25 protein-coding genes, 2 tRNA genes and 2 rRNA genes (1 of these 29 only partly in view) are annotated in these 22,932 nt (G+C 42.9%); 26 read left to right on the forward strand and 3 right to left on the reverse strand.

Features of this window, described 5'->3' with window-relative positions; translation table 11 throughout:
• The 8 genes from M1J35_RS04130 to tsaD form a co-directional block, all read left to right on the forward strand.
• A 23S ribosomal RNA gene (locus M1J35_RS04130) occupies positions 1-869 on the forward strand; it begins 2,066 nt to the left of the window's first position.
• A 103-nt stretch (positions 870-972) separates the two neighbouring features.
• A 5S ribosomal RNA gene (gene rrf, locus M1J35_RS04135) occupies positions 973-1,089 on the forward strand.
• Positions 1,090-1,168: 79 nt separating this feature from the next.
• A tRNA-Met gene (locus tag M1J35_RS04140) sits at positions 1,169-1,242 on the forward strand.
• A 118-nt stretch (positions 1,243-1,360) separates the two neighbouring features.
• Positions 1,361-1,437: transfer RNA gene (locus M1J35_RS04145), tRNA-Asp, on the forward strand.
• 167 nt (positions 1,438-1,604) lie between these two features.
• Positions 1,605-2,060, forward strand: coding sequence for a tRNA (adenosine(37)-N6)-threonylcarbamoyltransferase complex ATPase subunit type 1 TsaE (gene tsaE / locus M1J35_RS04150; protein ID WP_229597239.1), 456 nt, complete (start codon positions 1,605-1,607; stop codon positions 2,058-2,060).
• Positions 2,057-2,755 carry a tRNA (adenosine(37)-N6)-threonylcarbamoyltransferase complex dimerization subunit type 1 TsaB gene (gene tsaB, locus M1J35_RS04155; protein WP_254652800.1) on the forward strand — a complete coding sequence of 233 codons (699 nt, stop codon included), beginning with the start codon at positions 2,057-2,059 and terminating at the stop codon, positions 2,753-2,755. Before tsaE ends, tsaB begins: the two co-directional genes overlap by 4 nt.
• The gene (rimI, locus tag M1J35_RS04160; RefSeq protein ID WP_254652801.1) at positions 2,756-3,214 is read left to right on the forward strand and encodes a ribosomal protein S18-alanine N-acetyltransferase; all 459 of its coding nucleotides are present in this window, start codon (positions 2,756-2,758) and stop codon (positions 3,212-3,214) included. It begins immediately after the preceding gene.
• Positions 3,211-4,227, forward strand: a complete 1,017-nt coding sequence (gene tsaD / locus M1J35_RS04165) for a tRNA (adenosine(37)-N6)-threonylcarbamoyltransferase complex transferase subunit TsaD (protein ID WP_224521601.1) — start codon at positions 3,211-3,213, stop codon at positions 4,225-4,227. Before rimI ends, tsaD begins: the two co-directional genes overlap by 4 nt.
• A gap of 349 nt (positions 4,228-4,576) precedes the next feature.
• On the opposite strand, the gene M1J35_RS04170 is transcribed toward tsaD, so the two are convergent.
• Positions 4,577-6,517 (reverse strand): ABC-F family ATP-binding cassette domain-containing protein, encoded by a 1,941-nt coding sequence (locus M1J35_RS04170; RefSeq protein ID WP_254652802.1) that lies wholly within the window; start codon positions 6,515-6,517, stop codon positions 4,577-4,579.
• A gap of 190 nt (positions 6,518-6,707) precedes the next feature.
• On the opposite strand from M1J35_RS04170, the gene M1J35_RS04175 reads away from it, so the two are divergent.
• From M1J35_RS04175 to tatC, 3 genes are read left to right on the forward strand one after another with little or no spacing between them, the layout of a single operon-like run.
• Positions 6,708-7,385 (forward strand): redox-sensing transcriptional repressor Rex, encoded by a 678-nt coding sequence (locus tag M1J35_RS04175; protein WP_034766052.1) that lies wholly within the window; start codon positions 6,708-6,710, stop codon positions 7,383-7,385.
• Positions 7,386-7,439: 54 nt separating this feature from the next.
• Positions 7,440-7,610, forward strand: a complete 171-nt coding sequence (locus M1J35_RS04180) for a twin-arginine translocase TatA/TatE family subunit (RefSeq protein WP_034766054.1) — start codon at positions 7,440-7,442, stop codon at positions 7,608-7,610.
• Between the two features lie 15 nt (positions 7,611-7,625).
• Entirely contained in the window at positions 7,626-8,393 is a 768-nt protein-coding gene (gene tatC / locus M1J35_RS04185; protein WP_061810879.1) for a twin-arginine translocase subunit TatC, read from the forward strand.
• A gap of 15 nt (positions 8,394-8,408) precedes the next feature.
• Here the strand turns inward: tatC and M1J35_RS04190 are convergent, their stop codons facing one another.
• Both M1J35_RS04190 and M1J35_RS04195 read right to left on the reverse strand, forming a co-directional pair.
• The gene (locus M1J35_RS04190; protein WP_034766057.1) at positions 8,409-8,618 is read right to left on the reverse strand and encodes a YdiK family protein; all 210 of its coding nucleotides are present in this window, start codon (positions 8,616-8,618) and stop codon (positions 8,409-8,411) included.
• Positions 8,615-9,358 (reverse strand): CPBP family intramembrane glutamic endopeptidase, encoded by a 744-nt coding sequence (locus M1J35_RS04195; protein WP_034766059.1) that lies wholly within the window; start codon positions 9,356-9,358, stop codon positions 8,615-8,617. Before M1J35_RS04195 ends, M1J35_RS04190 begins: the two co-directional genes overlap by 4 nt.
• Before the next feature lie 289 nt (positions 9,359-9,647).
• Here M1J35_RS04195 and groES point away from each other — a divergent pair, with 289 nt between their 5' ends.
• The 15 genes from groES (at position 9,648) to M1J35_RS04270 (ending at position 22,689) form a co-directional block, all read left to right on the forward strand.
• The gene (groES, locus tag M1J35_RS04200; protein ID WP_034766060.1) at positions 9,648-9,935 is read left to right on the forward strand and encodes a co-chaperone GroES; all 288 of its coding nucleotides are present in this window, start codon (positions 9,648-9,650) and stop codon (positions 9,933-9,935) included.
• Between the two features lie 55 nt (positions 9,936-9,990).
• Positions 9,991-11,625, forward strand: a complete 1,635-nt coding sequence (gene groL / locus M1J35_RS04205; protein ID WP_034766062.1) for a chaperonin GroEL — start codon at positions 9,991-9,993, stop codon at positions 11,623-11,625.
• 207 nt (positions 11,626-11,832) lie between these two features.
• Positions 11,833-11,985: a hypothetical protein gene (locus M1J35_RS04210; protein ID WP_224521598.1), complete on the forward strand. Its 153-nt coding sequence runs from the start codon at positions 11,833-11,835 to the stop codon at positions 11,983-11,985.
• A gap of 64 nt (positions 11,986-12,049) precedes the next feature.
• Positions 12,050-13,237, forward strand: coding sequence for an alanyl-tRNA editing protein (locus M1J35_RS04215; RefSeq protein ID WP_254652803.1), 1,188 nt, complete (start codon positions 12,050-12,052; stop codon positions 13,235-13,237).
• 585 nt (positions 13,238-13,822) lie between these two features.
• Positions 13,823-15,142: a vWA domain-containing protein gene (locus tag M1J35_RS04220; protein WP_254652804.1), complete on the forward strand. Its 1,320-nt coding sequence runs from the start codon at positions 13,823-13,825 to the stop codon at positions 15,140-15,142.
• Between the two features lie 18 nt (positions 15,143-15,160).
• Positions 15,161-15,859, forward strand: a complete 699-nt coding sequence (locus M1J35_RS04225; protein WP_254652805.1) for a hypothetical protein — start codon at positions 15,161-15,163, stop codon at positions 15,857-15,859.
• Positions 15,860-15,874: 15 nt separating this feature from the next.
• Entirely contained in the window at positions 15,875-16,672 is a 798-nt protein-coding gene (locus M1J35_RS04230) for a Flp pilus assembly protein CpaB (RefSeq protein ID WP_254652806.1), read from the forward strand.
• Between the two features lie 77 nt (positions 16,673-16,749).
• Entirely contained in the window at positions 16,750-17,877 is a 1,128-nt protein-coding gene (locus M1J35_RS04235) for a CpaE/TadZ family protein (protein ID WP_254652807.1), read from the forward strand.
• Between the two features lie 4 nt (positions 17,878-17,881).
• On the forward strand, positions 17,882-19,210 hold the full coding sequence (locus M1J35_RS04240) for a TadA family conjugal transfer-associated ATPase (RefSeq protein WP_254652808.1): 1,329 nt from the start codon (positions 17,882-17,884) through the stop codon (positions 19,208-19,210).
• Entirely contained in the window at positions 19,207-20,139 is a 933-nt protein-coding gene (locus M1J35_RS04245) for a type II secretion system F family protein (protein ID WP_254652809.1), read from the forward strand. Before M1J35_RS04240 ends, M1J35_RS04245 begins: the two co-directional genes overlap by 4 nt.
• A gap of 3 nt (positions 20,140-20,142) precedes the next feature.
• A complete protein-coding gene (locus M1J35_RS04250; RefSeq protein ID WP_254652810.1) occupies positions 20,143-21,081 on the forward strand; it encodes a type II secretion system F family protein in 939 nt (312 codons plus the stop codon).
• Positions 21,082-21,120: 39 nt separating this feature from the next.
• Complete coding sequence (locus tag M1J35_RS04255) at positions 21,121-21,339, forward strand: hypothetical protein (protein WP_098351036.1); 219 nt, start codon at positions 21,121-21,123, stop codon at positions 21,337-21,339.
• Positions 21,340-21,360: 21 nt separating this feature from the next.
• Positions 21,361-21,750: a TadE/TadG family type IV pilus assembly protein gene (locus M1J35_RS04260; protein ID WP_098351037.1), complete on the forward strand. Its 390-nt coding sequence runs from the start codon at positions 21,361-21,363 to the stop codon at positions 21,748-21,750.
• Positions 21,743-22,468 carry a pilus assembly protein TadG-related protein gene (locus M1J35_RS04265; protein WP_254652811.1) on the forward strand — a complete coding sequence of 242 codons (726 nt, stop codon included), beginning with the start codon at positions 21,743-21,745 and terminating at the stop codon, positions 22,466-22,468. The genes M1J35_RS04260 and M1J35_RS04265 overlap by 8 nt, the downstream gene beginning before the upstream one ends.
• A 38-nt stretch (positions 22,469-22,506) precedes the next feature.
• Positions 22,507-22,689 carry a hypothetical protein gene (locus M1J35_RS04270; protein ID WP_254652812.1) on the forward strand — a complete coding sequence of 61 codons (183 nt, stop codon included), beginning with the start codon at positions 22,507-22,509 and terminating at the stop codon, positions 22,687-22,689.
• Positions 22,690-22,932 lie beyond the last annotated feature (243 nt).

The following is a 22,932-nucleotide window of genomic DNA, read 5'->3' on the forward strand; positions in this document are numbered from 1 at the left end:
AGATGCAGGTTACCCGCGACAGGACGGAAAGACCCCGTGGAGCTTTACTGTAGCCTGATATTGAATTTTGGTACAGCTTGTACAGGATAGGTAGGAGCCTTGGAAACCGGAGCGCCAGCTTCGGTGGAGGCATCGGTGGGATACTACCCTGGCTGTATTGAAATTCTAACCCGCGCCCCTTATCGGGGTGGGAGACAGTGTCAGGTGGGCAGTTTGACTGGGGCGGTCGCCTCCTAAAGAGTAACGGAGGCGCCCAAAGGTTCCCTCAGAATGGTTGGAAATCATTCGCAGAGTGTAAAGGCACAAGGGAGCTTGACTGCGAGACCTACAAGTCGAGCAGGGACGAAAGTCGGGCTTAGTGATCCGGTGGTTCCGCATGGAAGGGCCATCGCTCAACGGATAAAAGCTACCCCGGGGATAACAGGCTTATCTCCCCCAAGAGTCCACATCGACGGGGAGGTTTGGCACCTCGATGTCGGCTCATCGCATCCTGGGGCTGTAGTCGGTCCCAAGGGTTGGGCTGTTCGCCCATTAAAGCGGTACGCGAGCTGGGTTCAGAACGTCGTGAGACAGTTCGGTCCCTATCCGTCGTGGGCGCAGGAAATTTGAGAGGAGCTGTCCTTAGTACGAGAGGACCGGGATGGACGCACCGCTGGTGTACCAGTTGTCTTGCCAAAGGCATCGCTGGGTAGCTATGTGCGGAAGGGATAAGTGCTGAAAGCATCTAAGCATGAAGCCCCCCTCGAGATGAGATTTCCCATCACGTAAGTGAGTAAGATCCCTAGAAGATGACTAGGTAGATAGGTCAGAGATGGAAGCATGGCGACATGTGGAGTTGACTGATACTAATCGATCGAGGACTTAACCACAAAGAGTCATTATTTTAATGAACAACAATTGGTCGATATTCGGCTTTCTTGACATCAATCCTTTATCTAGTTTTGAAGGAACAATCCTTCAATTGAATATTCGTCTGGTGATAATGGCGAAGAGGTCACACCCGTTCCCATGCCGAACACGGAAGTTAAGCTCTTCAGCGCCGATGGTAGTTGGGGGATCTCCCCCTGTGAGAGTAGGACGTCGCCAGGCGAAACAATTCTTTTTTGTACAATCACTTTATTTGTGAAGGTGCATATAGTAGTATAGAAGATAGTAACATTTTTATCGTCGCGGGGTGGAGCAGTTCGGTAGCTCGTCGGGCTCATAACCCGAAGGTCGCAGGTTCAAATCCTGTCCCCGCAATACCATTTTTGACTTGTTTTATCAAAGGTTATCGCTAATCTTTCATGAGTCACGCATGGATAGTTATTTTCACTATCGTGAAGGTAATGAAAGTTATTTTGCTTACGCAAAAAACTCTGGTCCGGTAGTTCAGTTGGTTAGAATGCCTGCCTGTCACGCAGGAGGTCGCGGGTTCGAGTCCCGTCCGGACCGCCATTTTTGTTCATTCAAACGAAACGTTGTTTCGTTTTTTTTATTGTCTTTTTTCAGAACCTTTACTCTCATACCCCAAAAAGGGTAAACTACATATATACATTCTCCCTTAGGGTAACAAACGATCCTAAGGTTTTTTTATACTCTAAATGATGATTGAGGAGATTAACATGAATCAGTTTGAGATTATGACAAACAGTCCGGAGGAAACAGGCCAATTTGCAGAAAAGCTTGCAGGACTATTAAAGCCTGGTGCTGTGTTGACGCTGGAAGGTGATCTTGGGGCAGGGAAGACAACGTTTACGAAAGGACTTGCCAAGGGTCTTGGTGTCACTAAAACCGTGAACAGTCCCACTTTTACCATTATTAAAGAATATAAGGGGCGCCTGCCTCTTTATCATATGGATGTATACAGGCTGGACGATTCCTTTGAAGATTTGGGATTTGATGAATATTTTGAAGGAGAAGGTGTGACCGTCATAGAGTGGGCTCACTTAATAAAGGATCAGCTTCCAAAAGAATTATTAAGCTTGTCGATTTACCGGGAAGGCGACTCCAAGAGAAGGATTGTGTTGAAGCCGCATGGAAATCGTTATAGTGAATTGTGTAAGGAGATTGTGTCATGACGATATTATCAATAGATACCTCCAATTATCCGTTTGGGGTTGCCTTGATTGAAGAGGATAAAGTAATTGGGGAATACATCACGTATATGAAAAAGAACCACTCTGTGAGAGCCATGCCGGCTGTCGAACGGTTGTTAAAAGACTGTGGGGTAGAGGCAAAGGAATTAACGAAGATTGTTGTGGCGAATGGACCCGGTTCCTATACGGGTGTAAGAATCGGGGTCACATTGGCCAAGACCCTGGCATGGTCATTGAATATCCCTCTTGTCCCTGTATCGAGCCTGGCTACTTTGGCTTCATCCGGACGATATTTTCAAGGGTTTATCGTTCCGTTGTTTGATGCCAGAAGAGGACAGGTATACACAGGACTCTATGAGTTTCAGGGAGATCGATTAGTTTGCGTGGAAGAAGATCGCAACATGATGCTTGACGAATGGGCGACAAAGTTAAAAGAATTAGATAAAGAGTTGTTATTTGTCGGGAATGATGTCTCCATCCATAAGGGCATGATTAAGGAAGTACTTGGAGATCAAGCAAGAATCGCACCATTTGTCAGTCATAATCCCCGCCCTTCTGAACTGGCTTATATTGGACTGGGTTTAAAAGAAATGACGGCACATGAAGTGCTTCCCAACTATATACGGATGGCGGAAGCAGAAGTGAAGTGGCTGGAGGCCCAAAATAAATCTGAATAGATGATAAAGGATCGTTACAATATGGATATACGATTTATGACAGTCGATGATTTAAACGAGGTAATGGAAATTGAAAATCAATCTTTTAGCATTCCCTGGAGCCGGGACGCTTTCTTGAATGAAATTGAGCATAACCACCTGTCCACCTACCTCGTTGCAGAAGATGGAGAGAAGCTTGCGGGTTACTGCGGCGTGTGGCTGGTCGTGGATGAGGCCCATATCACAAATGTAGCCGTGCTCCCTGATTACCGGGGACGTGGTTTGGGGGAAGGTCTTATGCGCAAGATCATGGATATAGCGGTTGAATTTGGCGCTCGCGTAATGACACTCGAAGTCAGGGTTTCAAACATGCCTGCGCAGCACTTATATCGTAAGCTCGGTTTCAAAGACGGTGGGATTCGTAAGAGGTACTACTCGGACAATCAAGAGGATGCTTTAGTAATGTGGGTGAATTTATGAAAAAAGATATAGTAGTATTGGGAATTGAAACAAGTTGTGATGAGACAGCTGTGGCGATTATACGTAATGGAACAGAGATTGTGACGAATATTGTTTCGTCTCAAATTGAAAGTCATAAGCGATTCGGTGGAGTGGTACCTGAGATTGCATCGCGTCATCATGTGGAGCAGGTTACGTATGTACTGGAGGAAGCGCTAGATCAAGCCGGGATGACGATGGAGGATATAGATTGTGTCGCTGTGACGGAAGGACCTGGTTTGGTAGGCGCACTATTAATCGGTGTCAACGCGGCCAAGGCTCTCGCTTTTGCCCACGATAAACCGTTGGTGGGGGTCCATCACATTGCAGGGCATATCTATGCCAATCGCTTAGTGAAAGAGATGAGGTTTCCTCTTCTTTCCCTGGTTGTTTCCGGAGGACATACGGAGCTTGTACTCATGAAAGATCACGGGTCCTTTGAGGTCATCGGAGAAACACGCGATGATGCTGCCGGAGAAGCGTACGACAAGGTAGCGCGGACATTGGGCCTTCCATATCCAGGTGGTCCTCATATTGACAGGCTGGCACATGTTGGGGAAGCAAGTCTTGAGCTGCCACGGGCATGGCTGGAAGAAGGATCTTATGATTTCAGCTTCAGTGGTTTGAAGTCATCGGTTATCAACACGCTTCACAATGCCAAACAAAAGGGCATGACCATTCATCCACAGGATTTGGCCGCGAGCTTTCAAGCAAGTGTCATTGATGTGTTAGTAACGAAAACGGTTAAGGCTGTGAAGGAGTATGAAGTGGAGCAAGTATTACTTGCTGGCGGAGTTGCGGCCAATAAAGGCTTGCGTGCTGCCCTTCAAGAAGCATTTGAGGGAATGGAAGCGGAATTGGTCATTCCTCCCCTATCTCTTTGTACAGATAATGCTGCTATGATTGCAGCCGCAGGAACAGTGTTATTCCAACAAGGAAAAAGGGGAAGCATGGATATGAATGCTCATCCAGGACTTGATATCGAGAATTTCTAAAAGGGAAAGCTTGAACGAAACATCGTTCAAGCTTTTTTTATTGTTTGTTGATATCCTGTGAGTAATGCACAGAATTAGTCAGGGGGGAAGGATTTTAAAGGAACGAACATACGTTTTATCAACAGGTTGTGGACAAATTGTTAGTAACTACTTATTTAGTGTGTATACATTGTGAAAAACATGAGTAATACAGAACCTAAATAATGGTAAATGCTGTGGATAACTCAGGCTGTTTTTGTGGATATTGTGGAAAACTCTTTTGAGTAACGTTTTATAAGTGTTGTAACTGTGGATAATAATGTGGAATAAGAAAGGATTGGGGAGTGATAGTTATCCCCAATCCTGTGGATTACTGCTCTTCTTGAAGGAGTTCTTCCAGTTCTGTCCATTCTTCCAATAAAGAATCAAGCTCTTCTTTCGCTTTTGTTAGTGATTCATTAATCTCCTGTACTTTCTCGTGATCTTGAAAGATGTCAGGGTCGCAGAGGAGATCTTCTTTTTCCTGTATGTTTATTTCAAGTACTTCCATGAGGCCTTCGATTTCTTCGACTCTGCGCTTTCGTTGACGTTCGAGCTTTTTCGCTTCTTTATCAATCTTGTGAGATCGTTTTTGAGTGGGCTCTTGTAATTGTTCACCCTGTTCCGTGCGTTCAAGTGCCGCCAATTCTTCCTGCTGCTGTAATTTTTCTACATAATAATCGTAATCGCCAAGATACTCCGTCGAGCCTTTTTTGGATAATTCAACGACCTTTGTGGCAATTCGGTTGATGAAATACCGGTCGTGTGACACAAAGAGGATGGTTCCGGGATAATCAATCAGGGCATTTTCCAACACTTCTTTGCTATCCAGATCAAGATGGTTAGTCGGCTCATCCAGAATCAGGACGTTTCCTTTTTCCATCATCAGCTTGGAGAGGGCTAACCGTGCTTTTTCTCCACCGCTTAGGGTAGAAACGGTCTTTAGGACATCTTCCCCTGAAAAGAGGAAGTTACCGAGGACCGTCCGGATTTCTTTCTCCATCTTCATCGGATATTCGTCCCATAGTTCATTTAATACGGTCTTGTTCGATGATAGTTCGGCTTGTTCCTGGTCATAGTAACTGATGGAAACATTGGATCCGAATTTAAATGTGCCGTCCAGTGGCTGAAGTTTATTCACCAATGTTTTTAAAAGCGTCGATTTCCCGATTCCGTTCGGTCCAACCAGGGCGATACTGTCCCCTTTTTTGACAGAGAAATCGATATGGGAGGAAATCGTCTCGTTTTTCCCGTAGCCAATGGTAAGGTCCTGGACGTGCAGGACGTCATTCCCGCTTGGCCGGTCAATTTGAAACGCGAAGCTGGCAGACTTCTCATCGCCGAGTGGTCGATCCATCCGATCCATGCGCTCCAGCTTCTTTCGCCGGCTCTGTGCCATTTTCGTGGTAGACGCCCTTGCGATATTCCGTTGGATGAAGTCTTCGAGCTTTGCGACTTCCTGCTGTTGACGCTCGAACATTTTGAGATCTTTCTCATAGTCTTCTGCTTTTTGTTCAAGATATCTGCTGTAGTTCCCGGGGTATTTCTTACTCCTGTTCCGGGAAATTTCATACACTTGATTGACGACGCTGTCTAAAAAGTAGCGATCATGGGAAACGATCAGGACGGCTCCTTCATAGCTTTGAAGATACGTTTCAAGCCATGATAAAGTTTCAATATCCAAGTGGTTGGTCGGCTCATCGAGGATAAGGATGTCAGGCTTGGTCAGAAGAAGCTTACCAAGGGCAAGACGGGTTTTCTGACCACCGCTCAGTGTGGATATCTTGGTTTCGTAATCAAAATCGGCAAAGTTCAATCCGTGAAGGACGGAACGGATATCCGCTTCATACTGATAGCCGCCGGAGTCCTTGAAGAGAACCTGGAGTTGATCGTATTCCTTCAATACCCGTTGATAGACCTCCTCTTGTTCATATACCGAGGGATCGGCCATTTGCTGCTCCAAAAATCGCAATTTTTTTTCCTGCTGTTTCAATTCCTCAAAGACAGTCAGCATCTCAGACCAGATGGAAAGATCCGATTCGAGACCCGTATTTTGGGCAAGATACCCGATGGAGACGCCTTTTGGCTTTGTGATCTCCCCGGAATCGTAGGAAAGGTGTCCTGCTATTATTTTTAGAAGAGTCGACTTCCCCGCACCATTACGGCCGACAAGGGCAACACGATCTCTAGTCTGTATTTCAAGTTTAATATTTGATAGGATATTATCTGCACCGAAGTTTTTTGTTAATTGATTCACTTGTAAAAGAATCATGACGTTTCACCTCTATTTCATAGTGCTAGTGTACCGTATTTGAGAGGGGAACGGCAATAAAACACCTATTAATCTTCGTACACTTAGGATAAAATATAGTGTATGATGGGTAGGAGAGTTTATTAAATCTGTATGCTTTCTATTTTGGAAGCGGTATCAGAGGTTTTGAATAGATGTGGGGGAATACAATATGAACCAGGATACAACGAAAATTCCACAGGCAACGGCCAAGCGCCTTCCGCTATATTATCGATTTATCAAGAATCTGTACTCATCAGGTAAGCAGAGGGTTTCATCGAAGGAATTAAGTGAAGCGGTGAAAGTTGATTCTGCTACGATCCGCAGGGACTTTTCTTATTTTGGTGCATTGGGTAAAAAGGGATACGGCTATAATGTCAATTATCTGTTATCCTTCTTCCGTAAGACACTGGATCAGGATGCCCTTACGAAGGTTGTGCTGATCGGGGTGGGGAATCTTGGTACAGCGTTTCTTCATTATAATTTCATCAAGAATAATAACACGAAGATCGAAATGGCTTTTGAGGTGGATGAAAAGAAGGTCGGGACTCAAATCAGTGATGTACCCGTTTTTCATTTAGATGATTTAGAAGAGAAGCTTGTGGGGCATGATATTGAAGTAGCGATTCTGACGGTGCCGGCATCTTCTGCTCAGAATATCACAGACCGATTGGTTTCTTCGAATATAAAGGGGATACTGAATTTTACCCCGGCTAGATTGACGGTGCCCGACCATATCCGTGTCCATCATATCGACTTGGCGGTGGAGCTTCAGTCACTCGTATACTTCTTGAAGCATTACTCGGAGGATGACACGGAAATGTCACAAGATGGAATCATAACAGAATAGAAAATTCTTCATATTTACGTTATGATAGAATGGTAAAAGAGGAGGTGTCTCATTATGCCAGGTCCAGGTAGCCTCGTATTAATAGCAGTCGTTGCTTTACTTATTTTTGGCCCTAAGAAACTTCCGGAATTAGGAAAAGCGGCAGGAAATACATTGCGTGAATTTAAAAATGCAACAAAAGGCTTAGCAGATGATGAAGACGAAAAAAATAATAGTGCTAAGTAGAGTAGGATGAACGCCATGAGTCAAAGAGACATGACAGTTTATGAACATATAGGAGAATTGCAAAAACGACTCATGTTTGTAGTCGTTTTCTTCTTGTTAGCAGTTGTTGTAAGCTTCTTTCTTGCAGAACCGCTGATCAGGTACTTACAGCATGCCGATGAAGCGAAAGAATTAACCATGAACGCCTTTCGTATCACAGATCCTCTCAAGATTTATATGGAAATGATCATGTTCATTGCTTTGATCATGACATCCCCTATCATTCTCTTTCAAGTCTGGTCTTTTGTGAGCCCTGGTTTATATGAAAGAGAGAGAAAAGTGACGCTGAGTTACATTCCAGTTTCCCTTATCCTTTTCTTAGGTGGATTGTCATTTTCTTATTTTATTTTGTTTCCATATATCGTGAAATTCATGATGGGTTTATCAACGAACCTAAATATAGAACAAGTGATAGGAATAAACGAATACTTTCATTTCTTATTCCAGATTACGATTCCTTTCGGTTTTCTTTTTCAGTTACCCGTAGCCATGCTATTTCTTACACGGTTAGGAATCATCACGCCGATGATGATGGGGAAGATGAGGAAAGCTGCCTACTTTATCTTATTGGTCATCGCGGCCCTTATCACGCCTCCCGACATTGTGTCCCATCTAATGGTGACGGTACCGCTCTTCATACTATATGAAGTCAGCATCTGGATCTCCAAGATCGGATACAAAAAAGTATTGGAGGCGGAGCAGAAGCTTGAAATGGAACAGTTTGAAGACAAAAATAAGGATTGATCATTTGATCAATCCTTATTTTTTGTGCTTTATTTGTTTTTTGATTTTGAAATGCAGCATGACCATCCGTAACCCGGAACCGAAGTCCAGGGTCGCAAGAAAGATCAGCATATACGTGAAAAATCCCCAACCTTCATCATTCTGTACATTTTGTACAGCAAAGTATGTGAAGAGCACACCGAGAAGGAGATAGATCACTCCCGAGAATAATGGTGACCTCCTCATAGAAATAATCCTCCAATAAATCCTTGTATTTTTTCAGCTTCATTCATCATTTTTTCGATATCGTCCTTATAGATAGATTGCATTAGAACGACCGTTGTATTCATGGCCACGTGAGCAAATATTGGCACAAGGATCCGCTTCGTTTTTACATAAAGAAAGGCAAAGGTGAATCCCATTGCTGAATACAGGATCACATGCTCAGGCTCGAAATGGGCAAGAGCGAAAATGACCGAGCTGATTAGAGCGGCAAAGAAGAAATGCATCTTCTCGTAAAGCACGCCGAAAATGATCTTCCTGAATACGATCTCTTCCAGAATGGGTCCGATGATGGCCGCGACCAGCATGGATAACGGCACTTTTTCAATGATGCCGATGATCATCTGAGTATTTTCAGACCCCATCTGAATTCCTAATGCATATTCGACTTGTATCGCAACCGATTGAGCGATGAATGCCATGAAGATTCCGAGTACCGCCCAAACAATCGAACGGCCGGCGCCCATGGGAGCACTCCGTTCGAGACGGGTGCTTGTTTCGCTTTTCCTGAGAATGCCTCCCACAATGAGAAGGGTCAGCGTAAAGCTGATGACAAGCCAATATCCAGGGACAAGGCTTCGTACCGTCTCATCGGGTTTACCGAGGACGTCGACACCGATCTTATATAAAAGGGGTACCCCGACAATGCTTGAAAGCTGCATGACGATATAGGCTATTAAAATAAATCCGAAATGTTTTTTCAACGTTTGATCTCCTTTAGCACCTGTAAGATAACGGTCATGTTACTCCTGTACAATTCTACTAAGAAAAGCGGAACTGTTCAAATCTAAGGGTTTCTTTCAGCCTGGAATATATGGGGAAAGGAGGGCATAGGATAGGAGGGTGTGAAAAAAAGAGAAAAATGACGAAAAAAATTTTAGGCAGGACTCTTGCAAAATGAAAACGAATTAATTAATATAATAGTTGTGTTAGCACTCACAGTGAGCGAGTGCTAATAAATATCATTTACATATTTCAAGGAGGTTGTTTCACTTGTTAAAACCACTAGGTGATCGCGTCGTTATCGAGCTAGTTGAGTCAGAAGAAAAAACAGCAAGCGGTATTGTGCTACCGGATTCCGCAAAGGAAAAGCCACAAGAAGGTAAAGTGATGGCTGTAGGTACTGGTCGCATTCTTGACAACGGTGAGCGCGTTGCTCTTGAGGTAGCTGTCGGCGATCGAATCATTTTCTCTAAATATGCTGGTACAGAAGTGAAATACCAAGGCACAGAATACCTGATCCTTCGTGATAGCGATATTCTGGCTGTAGTTGGCGAATAATTTAAATTCCGTAATAGTAAACCATACATTATTTAAATAAGAGGAGGACTTTATAATGGCTAAAGATATTAAATTCAGCGAAGAAGCACGCCGTTCCATGCTTCGCGGTGTCGATCAATTAGCGAATGCAGTAAAAGTAACTCTTGGACCAAAAGGACGTAACGTGGTACTTGAGAAGAAATTCGGTTCACCACTTATCACAAATGACGGTGTAACCATTGCGAAAGAAATCGAACTAGAAGATGCATTCGAAAACATGGGTGCAAAACTGGTTGCTGAAGTAGCAAGCAAAACAAACGAAATCGCCGGTGACGGTACAACGACTGCAACGGTCCTTGCTCAAGCAATGATCCGTGAAGGTCTTAAAAACGTAACAGCTGGTGCTAACCCTGTTGGCGTTCGCAAAGGAATCGAAAAAGCGGTTCAAGCGGCTATCGAAGAATTAAAAGTGATTTCTAAGCCGATCGAAGGCAAAGATTCCATCGCTCAAGTTGCGGCTATCTCTGCAGCTGACGAAGAAGTCGGTCAACTGATCGCAGAAGCAATGGAGCGCGTTGGAAACGACGGCGTTATCACAATTGAAGAATCTAAAGGGTTCACTACTGAACTTGACGTAGTAGAAGGAATGCAGTTCGACCGCGGATATGCATCTCCATACATGGTCACTGATTCAGATAAAATGGAAGCTGTCTTAGAAAATCCATACATCCTGATCACTGACAAGAAAATCGGAAACATCCAGGAAGTACTTCCTGTTCTTGAGCAAGTTGTACAACAAGGTAAGCCACTATTAATGGTAGCAGAAGATGTTGAAGGTGAAGCTCTTGCAACACTTGTTGTGAACAAACTTCGCGGAACATTCAACGCTGTAGCTGTTAAAGCTCCTGGCTTCGGTGACCGTCGTAAAGCGATGCTTGAAGACTTAGCGGTTCTAACTGGTGGAGAAGTAATCACAGAAGATTTAGGCTTAGACCTTAAATCTGCCAACATCACTCAACTTGGCCGCGCGGCGAAAGTAGTCGTAACGAAAGAAAACACGACTGTCGTAGAAGGCTCTGGAGACCCAGAAAAAATCGCAGCTCGCGTAAACCAAATCCGTGCTCAATTAGAAGAGTCCACTTCTGAGTTCGATAAAGAAAAATTACAAGAGCGCCTTGCTAAGCTTGCAGGTGGAGTAGCAGTAGTCAAAGTTGGAGCTGCAACTGAAACTGAGCTTAAAGAACGTAAACTACGCATCGAAGACGCCCTGAACTCTACTCGTGCAGCAGTAGAAGAAGGTATCGTATCCGGTGGTGGTACAGCACTCGTGAACGTATACAACAAAGTAGCATCAATCGAAGCGGATGCAGATGTAGCAACTGGTATTAACATCGTGCTGCGTGCTCTTGAAGAGCCGATCCGTCAAATCGCTCACAACGCTGGACTCGAAGGTTCTATCATCGTAGAACGTCTGAAGAAGGAAGAAGTAGGTGTCGGATTCAACGCAGCTACTGGTGAGTGGGTCAACATGATCGAAAAAGGTATCGTAGATCCAACCAAAGTAACTCGTTCTGCGCTTCAAAACGCAGCGTCTGTTGCAGCAATGTTCCTGACTACTGAAGCAGTAGTAGCGGACATTCCTGAAGAAGGCGGCGGCATGCCGGATATGAGCGGCATGGGCGGCATGGGTGGAATGGGCGGCATGATGTAATTCATCATCGCCCATTTCCTGGAGCTATCCAGATAAAAGTGGTCATTCCTTATGGAGTGACCACTTTTTTTACGTCCTAAGAGAGTTAAAGAGTTTACAAAATCACCATATAGGTAAAAAGTATGATAAAAACACATCCATACCGAAACGATTTACGTATACTGCGTGTGACTTCTACTTTTTAACTAAACCAAAGCAGGTGATAACATGAACTATACAACGATGGATCTCAGGACGCTGGTAGAACGGATCATTGAAGGGGACGAGCGGGCTAAAGAAGAATTTGAAAGACGATGGGAAATTCCATGGGAACAAGTCGGGACAGTACCAATATCGATCGAGAAGAAGCCAAGGGACTGACGTGGTTCCATCCATCCTTCTTATGATAAAGTATGGATAGAACATTTCAGAAAGAGGGTTACCGATGACAGTCAAACAATACTATCAAGATGCCTATATGAAAAGCTTTCACACATCCATTCAGGATCAGCAACAGGATGAGTCAGGCTGGTACGTCGTATTAGAGCAAACGGCTTTTTATCCGACAGGTGGCGGTCAGCCCCATGATACGGGAACGTTAAAGGATAAGAGGGTTATCAACGTTGAAGAGGTGAACGGAGAAATCCGTCATTACATAGAAGAACCGTTTGAAGACATTTCAGAAGTTATCGAAGGGCAGATCGATTGGGAACGCCGATTCGATCATATGCAGCAACACGCCGGTCAGCATATCCTGTCGGCCGCATTTGCAGAAGCACTGCAATATGAGACGATCAGCTTTCATCTCGGGAAAGAGTTCCTCACCATTGACTTAAACGTCAGTGACATCAGCAACTCAGATGCTTCGAAAGCAGAGGAGCTAGCCAACCGGATCATAAGGGAAGCACGTCCGATCGAGACGAAGTGGGTGACGGAAGCGGAACTGTCCGACTATCCGCTACGGAAACAGCCATCCGTCACAGATGAAATCCGCCTCGTCATCATCCCGGACTTCGACTATAACGGTTGCGGCGGAACCCACCCACGTTCCACGAGCGAAGTCGGAGCCATCAAGATCCTTGATTGGGAAAAGCACAAAGGCCATATCCGCCTGCAATTTATCTGCGGTGACAGGGTCCTCCATCAACTGCACCGGAAGCATGGACTGCTGAAAGAGCTCACAAGTGTACTCCAGGCACCTGAAGAAACGATGGTACCGACAGCCGAGCAGCTGATCGCCAAACAGAAAGAACAGGAAAAAGCACTCGATGGATTGAAAGAAGTCCTGCTTACATATGAAGCGGAAGGATTACTCGGAATCCCAGAAGATGACTATACGCTCATTCAAAAAGCTTACAGTGACCGGCCGATCCAGGAACTTCAGAAAATCGCCCAGCATATCGTCTCTAAGAGAGAGGATGCGATTGTGATGCTGGTCGTGCATAATGATCAAAAGCTTCAGCTCGTAGCGGCGAAGGGGTCGTTACCAACCATTAACCTAAGAGAAGTAGCACAAAAAGTATTCCCGCTCATCAATGGAAAAGGCGGCGGGAAAGAATCGTTTGTTCAAGGCGGTGGAGAAGCGGTTATCACTAAGGAAGAACTCCTTGATCAACTGGCGAACAAATTATAAAGAATAGGAAGAGCCATCCGGCACGACTGGATGGCTTTTTTCAATTATATGGAGGTATTTATCTATATTTGGAAAATTCGTTCAATATAAAAATGACAGGAAGCAGTCACACTTCATTCACAAATGATTCCAATTACCTACCAATTTTAATACTTGTAATAAAACACCTAAAAATTACCACTATAAAATTCAAATACCCTGTTGATAAAAGCGAAGTAAACCTTTCGTAGCTATACAAAATACCTATTTTTACCTTTGGGAAATTTTATAAAATGGTCCAATAATAACAGACAAGATTCGACAAAGACTTTGTCGGATTGACGTTCGCGATGACCAATGATAATTATTATATAGAAAAAAAGTATCAGGATTTTACATTAAAAAGTTTTTAAACATGAAATTCGTGGTAAATAAGAGTTGAGTTAATTCCAAAATATTGAAAAGTGATACATAAGTATCATTTATGGGTGGATTTGACATCTTCTTCAATTTTTATTCGTATATAGGTCTATTGAAAAGGGATTAACTTGATACAAAAATATAATGAAGTTTAGATCATCGACAACAAAGGGGAGAAGCAATCACATGAGGAGACTACTTGTATTATTCTTCAGCTGTTCACTTATTGGTCTAGTGGGGTGTTCAGGAGAAGAAACAACTAAGAAAGACCTTAAAGAAACATCCTCAGAAGAGGTGAACAAGGAAAAAGAAAAAGAAGCGGTGAATTTCCCGGAGGCCCCAACTGAACCTGAAGAAATCGTCAAGCAACCATACGGAGAGAAGATGCAGGACGTTGTGACAAAGGTGGAAAATGGGGCTGAAGCGGACATTGACAAAGTGGAAGATATCATGGAAGACTTCCCTGCTGAGGGGCTTAGTGTAGAGGAAACGTTTAACGGGGTGGTCAATTGGTTTGCCCTGGATTATTCGGATTCCTATCAGACCTTGAAAAATTACGAGCCGGATTTCGGTAAATATGATATTGAAGAAAAGAATCAAAAACGAAAGAATGTCGTCATACTCATTGACTCAAGCGGAAGTATGGCCGCAGAGGTAAGTGGCGGTCAGAAAATGGAACTGGCTAAAGAGGCTGTCAGTAAATTTGCGGCCGGTTTTCCAGAAGACGCTACGATTTCTCTTAGAGTCTATGGGCATAAAGGAACGGGATCAGAAGAAGATAAAAAACTATCATGCTCCAGTGATGAACTTGTTTACGAACCCAATACATATGATCAGTCATCTTTTGAGAAGGCATTGACTCAGTTTAAGCCGAGCGGATGGACACCGTTGGGAGCTTCGTTAAAGTCTTCCTACGAGGACCTTAAACAACAAGCGGGAGATGACACAGAGAACATAGTGTATGTTGTCAGTGACGGGGTCGAAACCTGTGACGGCAATCCGGTTGAAGAAGCGCGCCAATTGGCGGACTCGAATTTGAACATCAAAGTCAATATCATTGGTTTTGATGTCGATGATAAAGGACAAGAACAGTTAAAGTCAGCAGCAGAGGCTGGTAAGGGGCAATACTTTACTGTGGCCAATAAAGTAGAACTCGAGAATTCGCTACAGGAATTGCTGGATAATGCCGTCCAACAAATAGAAGATAATTTCTCTAAAGCAAGTAATGGAATCGAAATTAATAATAGGTCCGTCGAGCTTCAACAACAGGTAGATGACCTGGGAAGAACATTTGATAAGCTTTCTTCAGAAGAACGAACGATTTTTAATAAGGCCATATTATCACTTCAAAAACAGGAGAAAATAGACCGTGATAAAGCGATGGAAATAGAAGATTTAGCTGACGAGAGACTTCAAACTATGGAGGATTTTGCGGAGAAGCTCGAGAATGAGGCGAGAGAGAAAGTGAAAAATAAGAGGGAGAGCTTATTCAAGGCGATGGAATAAAGAGGGAAAGAGGAATGAATGATGTTTATTGTAGTTGATGAATCACTAGGGTTGCCCAAAAATCTATTAACGGAAGTTCATATCCGGCCAACAACTCTCAAAAAAGGAATTTCGTTGTCTTATGCATTAGAAAAAGGAAAGAAAAGTTGGGGGTTTGGTAAACTCCCTTTAACAATGACTACAACAGATGAGATGCTGGAAGAAGTATACGGTTGGTCCATGCAGGATCGGGAAGTTCTATATATTTATGATGAACATACCACACCTGCTGCTTGGGTAAAGAGATTGCAAAACTGGTTCTACCCCAACCAGCACATCTATTTGGTGAATGGTTCCGTTAATCGGGGGTTAGCCCTTCATTTACTTTCAAATAGACCGGAAATACCATCTCTATTAGAAGGAACCCGCACGGAATATGTGATCACCTCCAGTTCTAAGTATCTTGATGGACGGACTTATTTAAAGATGGGGAAAAAGAAACCTAAAAAATATTATCTAATAAAGAATAGGGTTATCGAATCCACTGCTTCTACCGTCGATGAACTTGTAGAAGATATCATGCGAAAACATTCCTCGCAAAACTGGATCATTACATCCAATGGGGAATTCAATCAAAAAGAATTAAAAGGAGAGTACTTTCAGCTTGAGGAAGATGCCCTCCCAATAAGTAGTCATAACATTTATTTATATCCGCTTCAACAAGAAAATATAGAATAATGGAGTGAACAGTCGATGATCGACTCAAAAAGAAAAGCTATCATATTTTTGACATTATCATTTATATTGGCGGTTGTTGCAGCGGGGGTCATCCTCGTTCAAATCAGCCAGGCACAGGAAAGACTTGGAGAAACGGTCAAGGTGGCCGCTGCTGCGGGTGAAATCAAATCTTATCATGAGATCAAATCGTCAGATATTAAATGGATAGAACTACCGAAGAACAGTGCCTATCAATCTTTTATTACAGATGAAAAAAAATTAAAGAATGTTATTTCACTAGTAGATATTAAAGAAGATGATATTCTTACCGGGACTCTCATAAGGGAGAAGGTTAATATTCCTGCTGATGAGCGGGTGGTTTGGCTGAATGCAACAGAGATCGTTTTGATTGATCAAGGTGTTGTGGAAGGAGATCAGGTAGACATCATTGTGTCGAGAGAAATTGATAAGAAATTAGAAACAAAACGATTGTTAAGCAATGTACCAGTCGTACAAATTGAAACCCCTGATGATAAACCCGAAGAAGGTCCAGCTCAAAGAGTAAAGATCTCATTATCCGTAGAGGAAGCGGAAAAGCTCATTCACTACCAGAATTTCGCTAAACAAATCAGGGTGCTTCGAGTCAACCAAGTCGCTGATGATAAAGAGACTACCCAAGGTGTAAGTACTGAAGCAAAAAAAGAAACTGAGGTTAAGAAAGAAGAAAAACCGAAGGAGCAGCAAAAAGAAACCCAAGCAAAAGATGCCAAAAAGGAAGATTCTAAAAGTACAACTCCTGCTGCTGAACAAAAGAAACAGAATAATGGTCAGTGATATGTCTAACTTCTAACTGACTTTATGGCTGAAAAGCAGCTTAATGAAAATATGTGGATCTGGAAGGATGCGACATTGTGAGTAAATTTAATGCCATATTAATTACACAGGATCAAGATTGGAGTGAACGTTTTAAAGGGATTGAGGAAAAGCATCAATTAGAACTGACCGTTACTCCAGAATGGAAAAAAACAATAGGGAACCAACAGCATTACCATTACTATTTTGTGGATGTAGATTCCATTGAATATCCGAATCAGCTACAGTTTACAACTTCCAGTTTCGTGATTGGTCTATCACGAACAGCGGATTTTGATCAAACGAGAGAGTGGTTGATTGCAGGGGCAAAGGATCTGGTGGTTTTCCCAAAGGAACAAAATAGATTAGAAGAGTTAATCCGTGAGAGCAAAGAGCAGATCAAATTTCACAGAGAGACAGAAATCGGATACGGTACGGGAGAGGTTCACGCCTTCTACAGTGCAAAAGGGGGAAGTGGAAAGACGCTATTGGCTGCAATGATGGCTCAGTCATTGAGTGTCCATCATAGCCAAAAGGTGCTATTAGTGGATTTGAACGCACAATTTGGGGCCATCGACAGTTTGTTTGGGTTGCAACCCCCACGTTCTTACTACGACCTAATTCCTGTTATGGATGAAATGGAAATGAGGCATCTGCAGAACATAGCTAGTGTGGAAGAAGAGAATGGTGTCACAATCATTACCGGGCCATCCAACCCGGCTAAAGCCGAAGAAATATCGGATGAATTAATTTCTAAGATAATCAGAGTGGCGAGGTCCCACTATGACTATATTATTCTCGATTTACCTTCTACCATTAATTCCATTACCTTCACAGGATTAAGTGAGGCCACAAAGGTGCACTATATATTGACGCCCGACAGCTTAGGGATGAGATGTTTCAAATATGCAGATGAATTGTTCGAACGCTTTCAAATTGGAATGAACGGTACTCTCTCCATCTTACTGAATAGGTCTCATTCAAAATCTGAACTTCACAAAAAAGATATAGAGAAAATTATAGCCAAGGATGTTAATGGAACAATCTCTTCTGATTATTTCGGAATCCAACCTTATATGAATATGGGTGTAAGTTTCTTCAAGAAAAAGAAAGATAAAGGGGATTCCAAAGCGTCAAAAGATATGAAGAAATATGTCGAAGAAACTATAAATCAAGAAATGAGGTGATGAAATGTCCTGGGTTGAAAAGGCTGCATCTCAACGACCCACAAATACCCAGTGGAATGTGGGGCAAAGTCAAGTCGATGTCTGGGTTAGGCACTATAAAAACAGATTAATCAAAGAAGCAAATTTAGAGAACATCACAACGATGAACCCGGTCGAGCGAAAGAAGACCATCGAGCGGCTCGTCAAGCAAATGATCAATGAAGAGAAGGTTATTATCCCTAATGACCAAACCGAAGAAATTGTTCAGCAGATCATTAACGAATCCGTAGGGTACGGGCCTCTTGAAGAACTATTACGCGATGAATCCATAACAGAAATAATGGTGAATGGTCCATTTGAGGTATTTATCGAAAGAAGAGGTAAGCTCGAAGAAACGAGTATCAGGTTTAAAGATGATGAGCACGTCCGTCATATCATCGACCGAATCATCGCTCCTCTCGGAAGAAGGATTGACGAGAGTTCGCCGATGGTGGATGCCAGGCTCCAAGACGGAAGTCGTGTAAATGCGGTCATCCCCCCGATCAGTATCGACGGGGCATCCATTTCCATCCGGAAATTCAAGAAAGATCCTTTTACACTGGAAGATCTTCAATCCTTCGGCAGTTTTTCAAACGATATGGGTGAATTTCTTCGGGCAGCAGTAAAAGCTAAAACCAATATCCTTGTTTCCGGGGGAACAGGAAGTGGGAAGACTACTTTGTTGAATGTGTTATCCGACTCTATCCCATATGGCGAGAGGGTCGTCACTATTGAGGATATGGCCGAACTTCGTTTTAGCTATGATAACTTAGTGAGATTGGAAGCACGTCCTCCGAATATGGAGGGTAAAGGAGAAATCACAATTCGGCATCTTGTGAAAAATGCTTTAAGGATGAGGCCCGACAGGATCATCGTCGGGGAGGTTCGTGGCTCAGAAGCAATTGACATGTTACAAGCGATGAATACTGGGCATGAAGGGTCTCTAACAACGGTGCATGCCAACACACCAAAAGATGCATTGGGACGATTGGAAGCTATGGTCATCATGTCTGGTCTTCCTTTGACAGTTGATGTCATTCGCGGTTACTTTGTCGGTGCGCTTGATTTGATTGTGCAAACATCGCGTTTCTCGGATGGGAAGAGAAGAATTGTGAACATCTCAGAACTGGTTGAAGAAGATGGAGAAATTATTGCAAAAGACATCTTTAGATTCAATCGAACAGCAACAAGAGCTGATGGCACAATTGAAGGTGAATTTGTAGCAACGGGATATATACCAAACATTTATAAACGATTCGTTTCATACGGTGTAGATTTTGATAAATCCCTCTTAACAGAAGGTGCTCTTACATGAACATGGCATGGATCACCTTAACAGCCAGCATGTTCACCTTCGCCATATCTGTCTTCTATTTCATCTCTCATAGAAGCATGAAGGATACAAGGAAGAGAGTAGATTCATGGTTCGAGAGTGAAGAACTCAATGAAAGACGGAGCTTCGTCTTCCTCATTGGTGATAAATTCGATGGTTCTGAGCTATCCGAAGAGCTGGAGAAGAAGCTCGTGCAGGGAAGTATCCCTCTGAAGCCTTCTGAGTATATGGGGCTTTATCTCTTAGCAATCGGTGCTTTGACCCTATTAAACTATTTTCTATTTGGTTTATACCTATTGATGGCCTTGCTGTTTTCTTATCTCATGGTCTTATTTGGATCCAAACTTCTCCTCAACTCGAGGAAAAATAAAAGAACAGAGACCTTTAATAAACAGCTGCCTGAAATTTGCCGGATGATGAGTAACGGTATAAAGGCAGGGCAGACCATACCTCAAGCCATTGAAATGGTGAGCAGGGATATTAAAGAACCAAGCGCTGCGGAGTTCCGAAAAATGGATCATCAGCTAAAGCTGGGAGACAGCCTGGAACTGGTCATGAATGAATTTCGGGAACGGATCGCAAGTAATGACATTAATATATTTGTCAGCACGATTCTGATCCAACAGAGAGTAGGGGGGAATCTTGCAGAAGTTCTTTCAACTATGGCGGAGACGTTGGAAGAAAGAAGCAGGGTTCACAAAGAAATTGCCACTGTTACAGCTGAAAGTAAGTCGATTGCTTATATTCTGGTGGTAATGCCATTTTTGATGGCTTTAATGATGAATCTTTTTATTAAGGGATTTTTAAATGTACTTTTTACCCCATTTGGATTACTGCTCTTTGCCATCTTTACCGTAATTGTTATGTTTGCTTTCGTATTAATAAAACGTCTGACGCATATAAGGGTGTAGAAAATGAGACTAGTTGGATTTTTTTCAATCGTGATGATTTCATTGATTTTAATCATGCTTTTTATAGGATTTGTTTATTTATTCCTTTATATCGCTAAGAGGGAAAACCTCCTATTGGAACAAGGGTATAACCCAAAGAAGAAAAGGAAAAAAGTTTCTTTAAGACAGCGAATCATGGTTCCGATTATTAAGTGGGGCATCAAGGCGGGCCCAATCGGAATAAAGTATCCTTTCTTTGCCAACGTAGAGAAGCATGACAAAATGCTGAAAGAAGCAGGAAATCCCCTGGGCATGGACCTTCAATCGTTTTATGGGGTTCGTTTCGTTTTAGCCCTTATAGGGTTGGGTTTTGGAAGTCTTTACAGTTTTATCGGAATGCCTTTCGCTCTCCAGATTTTACTTCTTTCAGTTCTGGGGGGATTTGCTGGCCCAAGTGCCTGGTTATATTTCAAAGCGAAATACAGACAGGAGACCATCAGTGTGATGATGCCGGATTTTCTCGATACGGTGAGTGTGACACTTCAAGCCGGAGTGAGTCTGGACGGAGCACTAAAGCAGGTTACCAAGCAGTTTGAAGGTCCATTAAGTGAAGAAATCGACCGTTTCAACAAAGAAATAGAACTTGGTGTTCCGCGCCTTTCAGCGTACGAACATATTACAGAACGAAATTCTTCTAAAGAATTACACACTTTAGTCAATGCTTTGATTCAAGGATCATCTTTAGGAGTGCCGGTTTCGAGGACATTCAAGTTGCAGGCAGACGATTTAAGGGCTAACAGAGGATTCATTGCCAAAGAAAAAGCGGCAAAAGCAAGTCCTCAGATTACCCTGGTTACAACATTCTTTGTAGCCCCTGCAGTTTTTGGATTAATCATCGGATTGTTGGTACTGAACATCATCTACAATCCACAGGCTTTTGGTTTGGAGTCTTTCCTTCAATAGAAGGATCTATATTATTTAAAACACTTAGGAGGAAACAACATGCTAACAAAAATGTGGTTAAAAGCAAACGCAACTTATTCTCGTTATGTAGACAATGAAAAAGGAGCCCAGGCCTTAGAGTGGGTTGCACTCGGATTGGTGGTACTTGCAGTAATGGGAGCCATTGCATCAGGGGTAGGCGATAATACGTCAATCGGCAGAACGATTGTGAGTAAGCTTGAAGAGATGATTAACAAAATTGGCGGCGGTGGTAGCTGATCGTCATTGGAGTGGAAAATCGTGAAGAAGCTTTTTAAGAAGCATGTCAAAAATGAAAAAGGTTCACAGGCTATAGAATTTCTAGCCATGTTCCCTTTGGTGATCTTAGGAATGTTAATCATATGGCAGGTTGCCCTTATTGCTTATTCCATTGTAGTGGCAGAAAGTGCTGCAAGGGATGGTGCAAGGGCAGCCGCGATCCATGATGAAGATTGGGAGCAGGTTGCCCGTAAATCAGCTTTTGGAATTCATGTGGAGAATGTGACAGGGGGACCTGGTGATGAGGAAGCAAGGGTCGAAGTAATGGTGAAAGCACCCGTGATATCCCTACCCCTAATTCATGAAATGGAGTTCGATTTTACGGCAGATGCTGTAATGCCAATGGAAGAAAAGGCTGATTCAGATGACTAAATGTAAAGAGTATATAACAAATGAAAGAGGCAGCGGCATGCTGGTACTGATTATCGGCATGCTCATTGCCGCTATCTTCATTGCCTTTATTTTCTTTGACTTTTCCAATGTATTCATTAACAAACGTGTAACCCAAACCGGGGCAGATGCAGCAGCCCTTGCAGCTGTAAAAGAGTCAGGGAAAACCCTAAAAGAAGACCTCCGGGATGAAACACAGGATAAATTGGATGACTTAAAAGAATCGTTTGAAGATTTTCTTGAACAGGCAGAGGATGAAGGTTCCGAAGACGAAGAGGAACCAAAGGATCTACCTTCTCCTGATGAATTACTAGATGATTTCATCAGTCAGGTCGAGGCAGAGTTAGGCCGCCCAATGCCAAACGATATTAAAGAGTGGCTTAAGGATTCCAGTGTAGAAGTGGATGCCAACTCCGCTTTAAAATTCTTTTTTGAAGAAGATGAAGTCAGTGAGATCGCTTGTAAATCGGTAAGAGATAATATTAGTGGTGCAAGAGAAGCGGCAGAACGATATGCAAAAGAGAATCAGAACGACCGTTTAGTCGATATTCGGTTTATCCCGGAAGATTTTCGAATTTATGTCGAGACGGATCGCAAAGGACAATATGTGACGGTATCGGATGATATGCTAAGTCCTGTAAAATCCGAATCATCTGCTCGAATAGGAAGTCCGAAAGGCTTTACGGTTTCATGTGATTAGAAAAGTAGGTTTGAGAGATGAAAGTACTAAGCATCATTATGTTTGTATTATTGCTGTGTATATTTGGTTTAAGCTTTTTTGCAGGTCATGACTCACTGCAGCCTTACTTGATGATATTAGTGTGGATCAGAAGGGTGTTGCTTGGTGTGGTCATGGTATTGGGTGGAATTAGTATGTACAAACTTTTGAATACCCCTCGAAAGCAGAAAAAGGGGTACTAGTGTAAAGGCGATGGTGATGATCCATCGCCTTTACACTAGTACAGGGGGATATAGGAGAATATTCACAAAATAGAAATTCTATCTAAAGCATCAGAATCTCTTTCTCTGTAAAAAACGTAAATAATATAGACAGTTACTCGTTCAAGGGATGAATTATGTACAAGGTGAAGGATATTCTTGAAGCTTAAACAGAAGTGGAAAGCATACTATAGATTCAGGTTTAATTCGGTAATACTCAAAGAA

Source organism: Rossellomorea sp. KS-H15a, from assembly GCF_024195245.1.
Classification (GTDB): domain Bacteria; phylum Bacillota; class Bacilli; order Bacillales; family Bacillaceae_B; genus Rossellomorea; species Rossellomorea vietnamensis.

What these genes read in the sequence shown, in the direction of transcription:
- tsaE (WP_229597239.1), top strand. Translation starts at nt 1,605, where the DNA reads ATGAATCAGTTTGAGATTATGACAAACAGTCCGGAGGAAACAGGCCAA.
- tsaB (WP_254652800.1), top strand. Translation starts at nt 2,057, where the DNA reads ATGACGATATTATCAATAGATACCTCCAATTATCCGTTTGGGGTTGCC.
- rimI (WP_254652801.1), top strand. Translation starts at nt 2,756, where the DNA reads ATGATAAAGGATCGTTACAATATGGATATACGATTTATGACAGTCGAT.
- tsaD (WP_224521601.1), top strand. Translation starts at nt 3,211, where the DNA reads ATGAAAAAAGATATAGTAGTATTGGGAATTGAAACAAGTTGTGATGAG.
- M1J35_RS04170 (WP_254652802.1), bottom strand. Translation starts at nt 6,517, where the DNA reads ATGATTCTTTTACAAGTGAATCAATTAACAAAAAACTTCGGTGCAGAT.
- M1J35_RS04175 (WP_034766052.1), top strand. Translation starts at nt 6,708, where the DNA reads ATGAACCAGGATACAACGAAAATTCCACAGGCAACGGCCAAGCGCCTT.
- M1J35_RS04180 (WP_034766054.1), top strand. Translation starts at nt 7,440, where the DNA reads ATGCCAGGTCCAGGTAGCCTCGTATTAATAGCAGTCGTTGCTTTACTT.
- tatC (WP_061810879.1), top strand. Translation starts at nt 7,626, where the DNA reads ATGAGTCAAAGAGACATGACAGTTTATGAACATATAGGAGAATTGCAA.
- M1J35_RS04190 (WP_034766057.1), bottom strand. Translation starts at nt 8,618, where the DNA reads ATGAGGAGGTCACCATTATTCTCGGGAGTGATCTATCTCCTTCTCGGT.
- groL (WP_034766062.1), top strand. Translation starts at nt 9,991, where the DNA reads ATGGCTAAAGATATTAAATTCAGCGAAGAAGCACGCCGTTCCATGCTT.
- M1J35_RS04210 (WP_224521598.1), top strand. Translation starts at nt 11,833, where the DNA reads ATGAACTATACAACGATGGATCTCAGGACGCTGGTAGAACGGATCATT.
- M1J35_RS04215 (WP_254652803.1), top strand. Translation starts at nt 12,050, where the DNA reads ATGACAGTCAAACAATACTATCAAGATGCCTATATGAAAAGCTTTCAC.
- M1J35_RS04220 (WP_254652804.1), top strand. Translation starts at nt 13,823, where the DNA reads ATGAGGAGACTACTTGTATTATTCTTCAGCTGTTCACTTATTGGTCTA.
- M1J35_RS04225 (WP_254652805.1), top strand. Translation starts at nt 15,161, where the DNA reads ATGATGTTTATTGTAGTTGATGAATCACTAGGGTTGCCCAAAAATCTA.
- M1J35_RS04230 (WP_254652806.1), top strand. Translation starts at nt 15,875, where the DNA reads ATGATCGACTCAAAAAGAAAAGCTATCATATTTTTGACATTATCATTT.
- M1J35_RS04240 (WP_254652808.1), top strand. Translation starts at nt 17,882, where the DNA reads ATGTCCTGGGTTGAAAAGGCTGCATCTCAACGACCCACAAATACCCAG.
- M1J35_RS04245 (WP_254652809.1), top strand. Translation starts at nt 19,207, where the DNA reads ATGAACATGGCATGGATCACCTTAACAGCCAGCATGTTCACCTTCGCC.
- M1J35_RS04250 (WP_254652810.1), top strand. Translation starts at nt 20,143, where the DNA reads ATGAGACTAGTTGGATTTTTTTCAATCGTGATGATTTCATTGATTTTA.
- M1J35_RS04255 (WP_098351036.1), top strand. Translation starts at nt 21,121, where the DNA reads ATGCTAACAAAAATGTGGTTAAAAGCAAACGCAACTTATTCTCGTTAT.
- M1J35_RS04265 (WP_254652811.1), top strand. Translation starts at nt 21,743, where the DNA reads ATGACTAAATGTAAAGAGTATATAACAAATGAAAGAGGCAGCGGCATG.
- M1J35_RS04270 (WP_254652812.1), top strand. Translation starts at nt 22,507, where the DNA reads ATGTTTGTATTATTGCTGTGTATATTTGGTTTAAGCTTTTTTGCAGGT.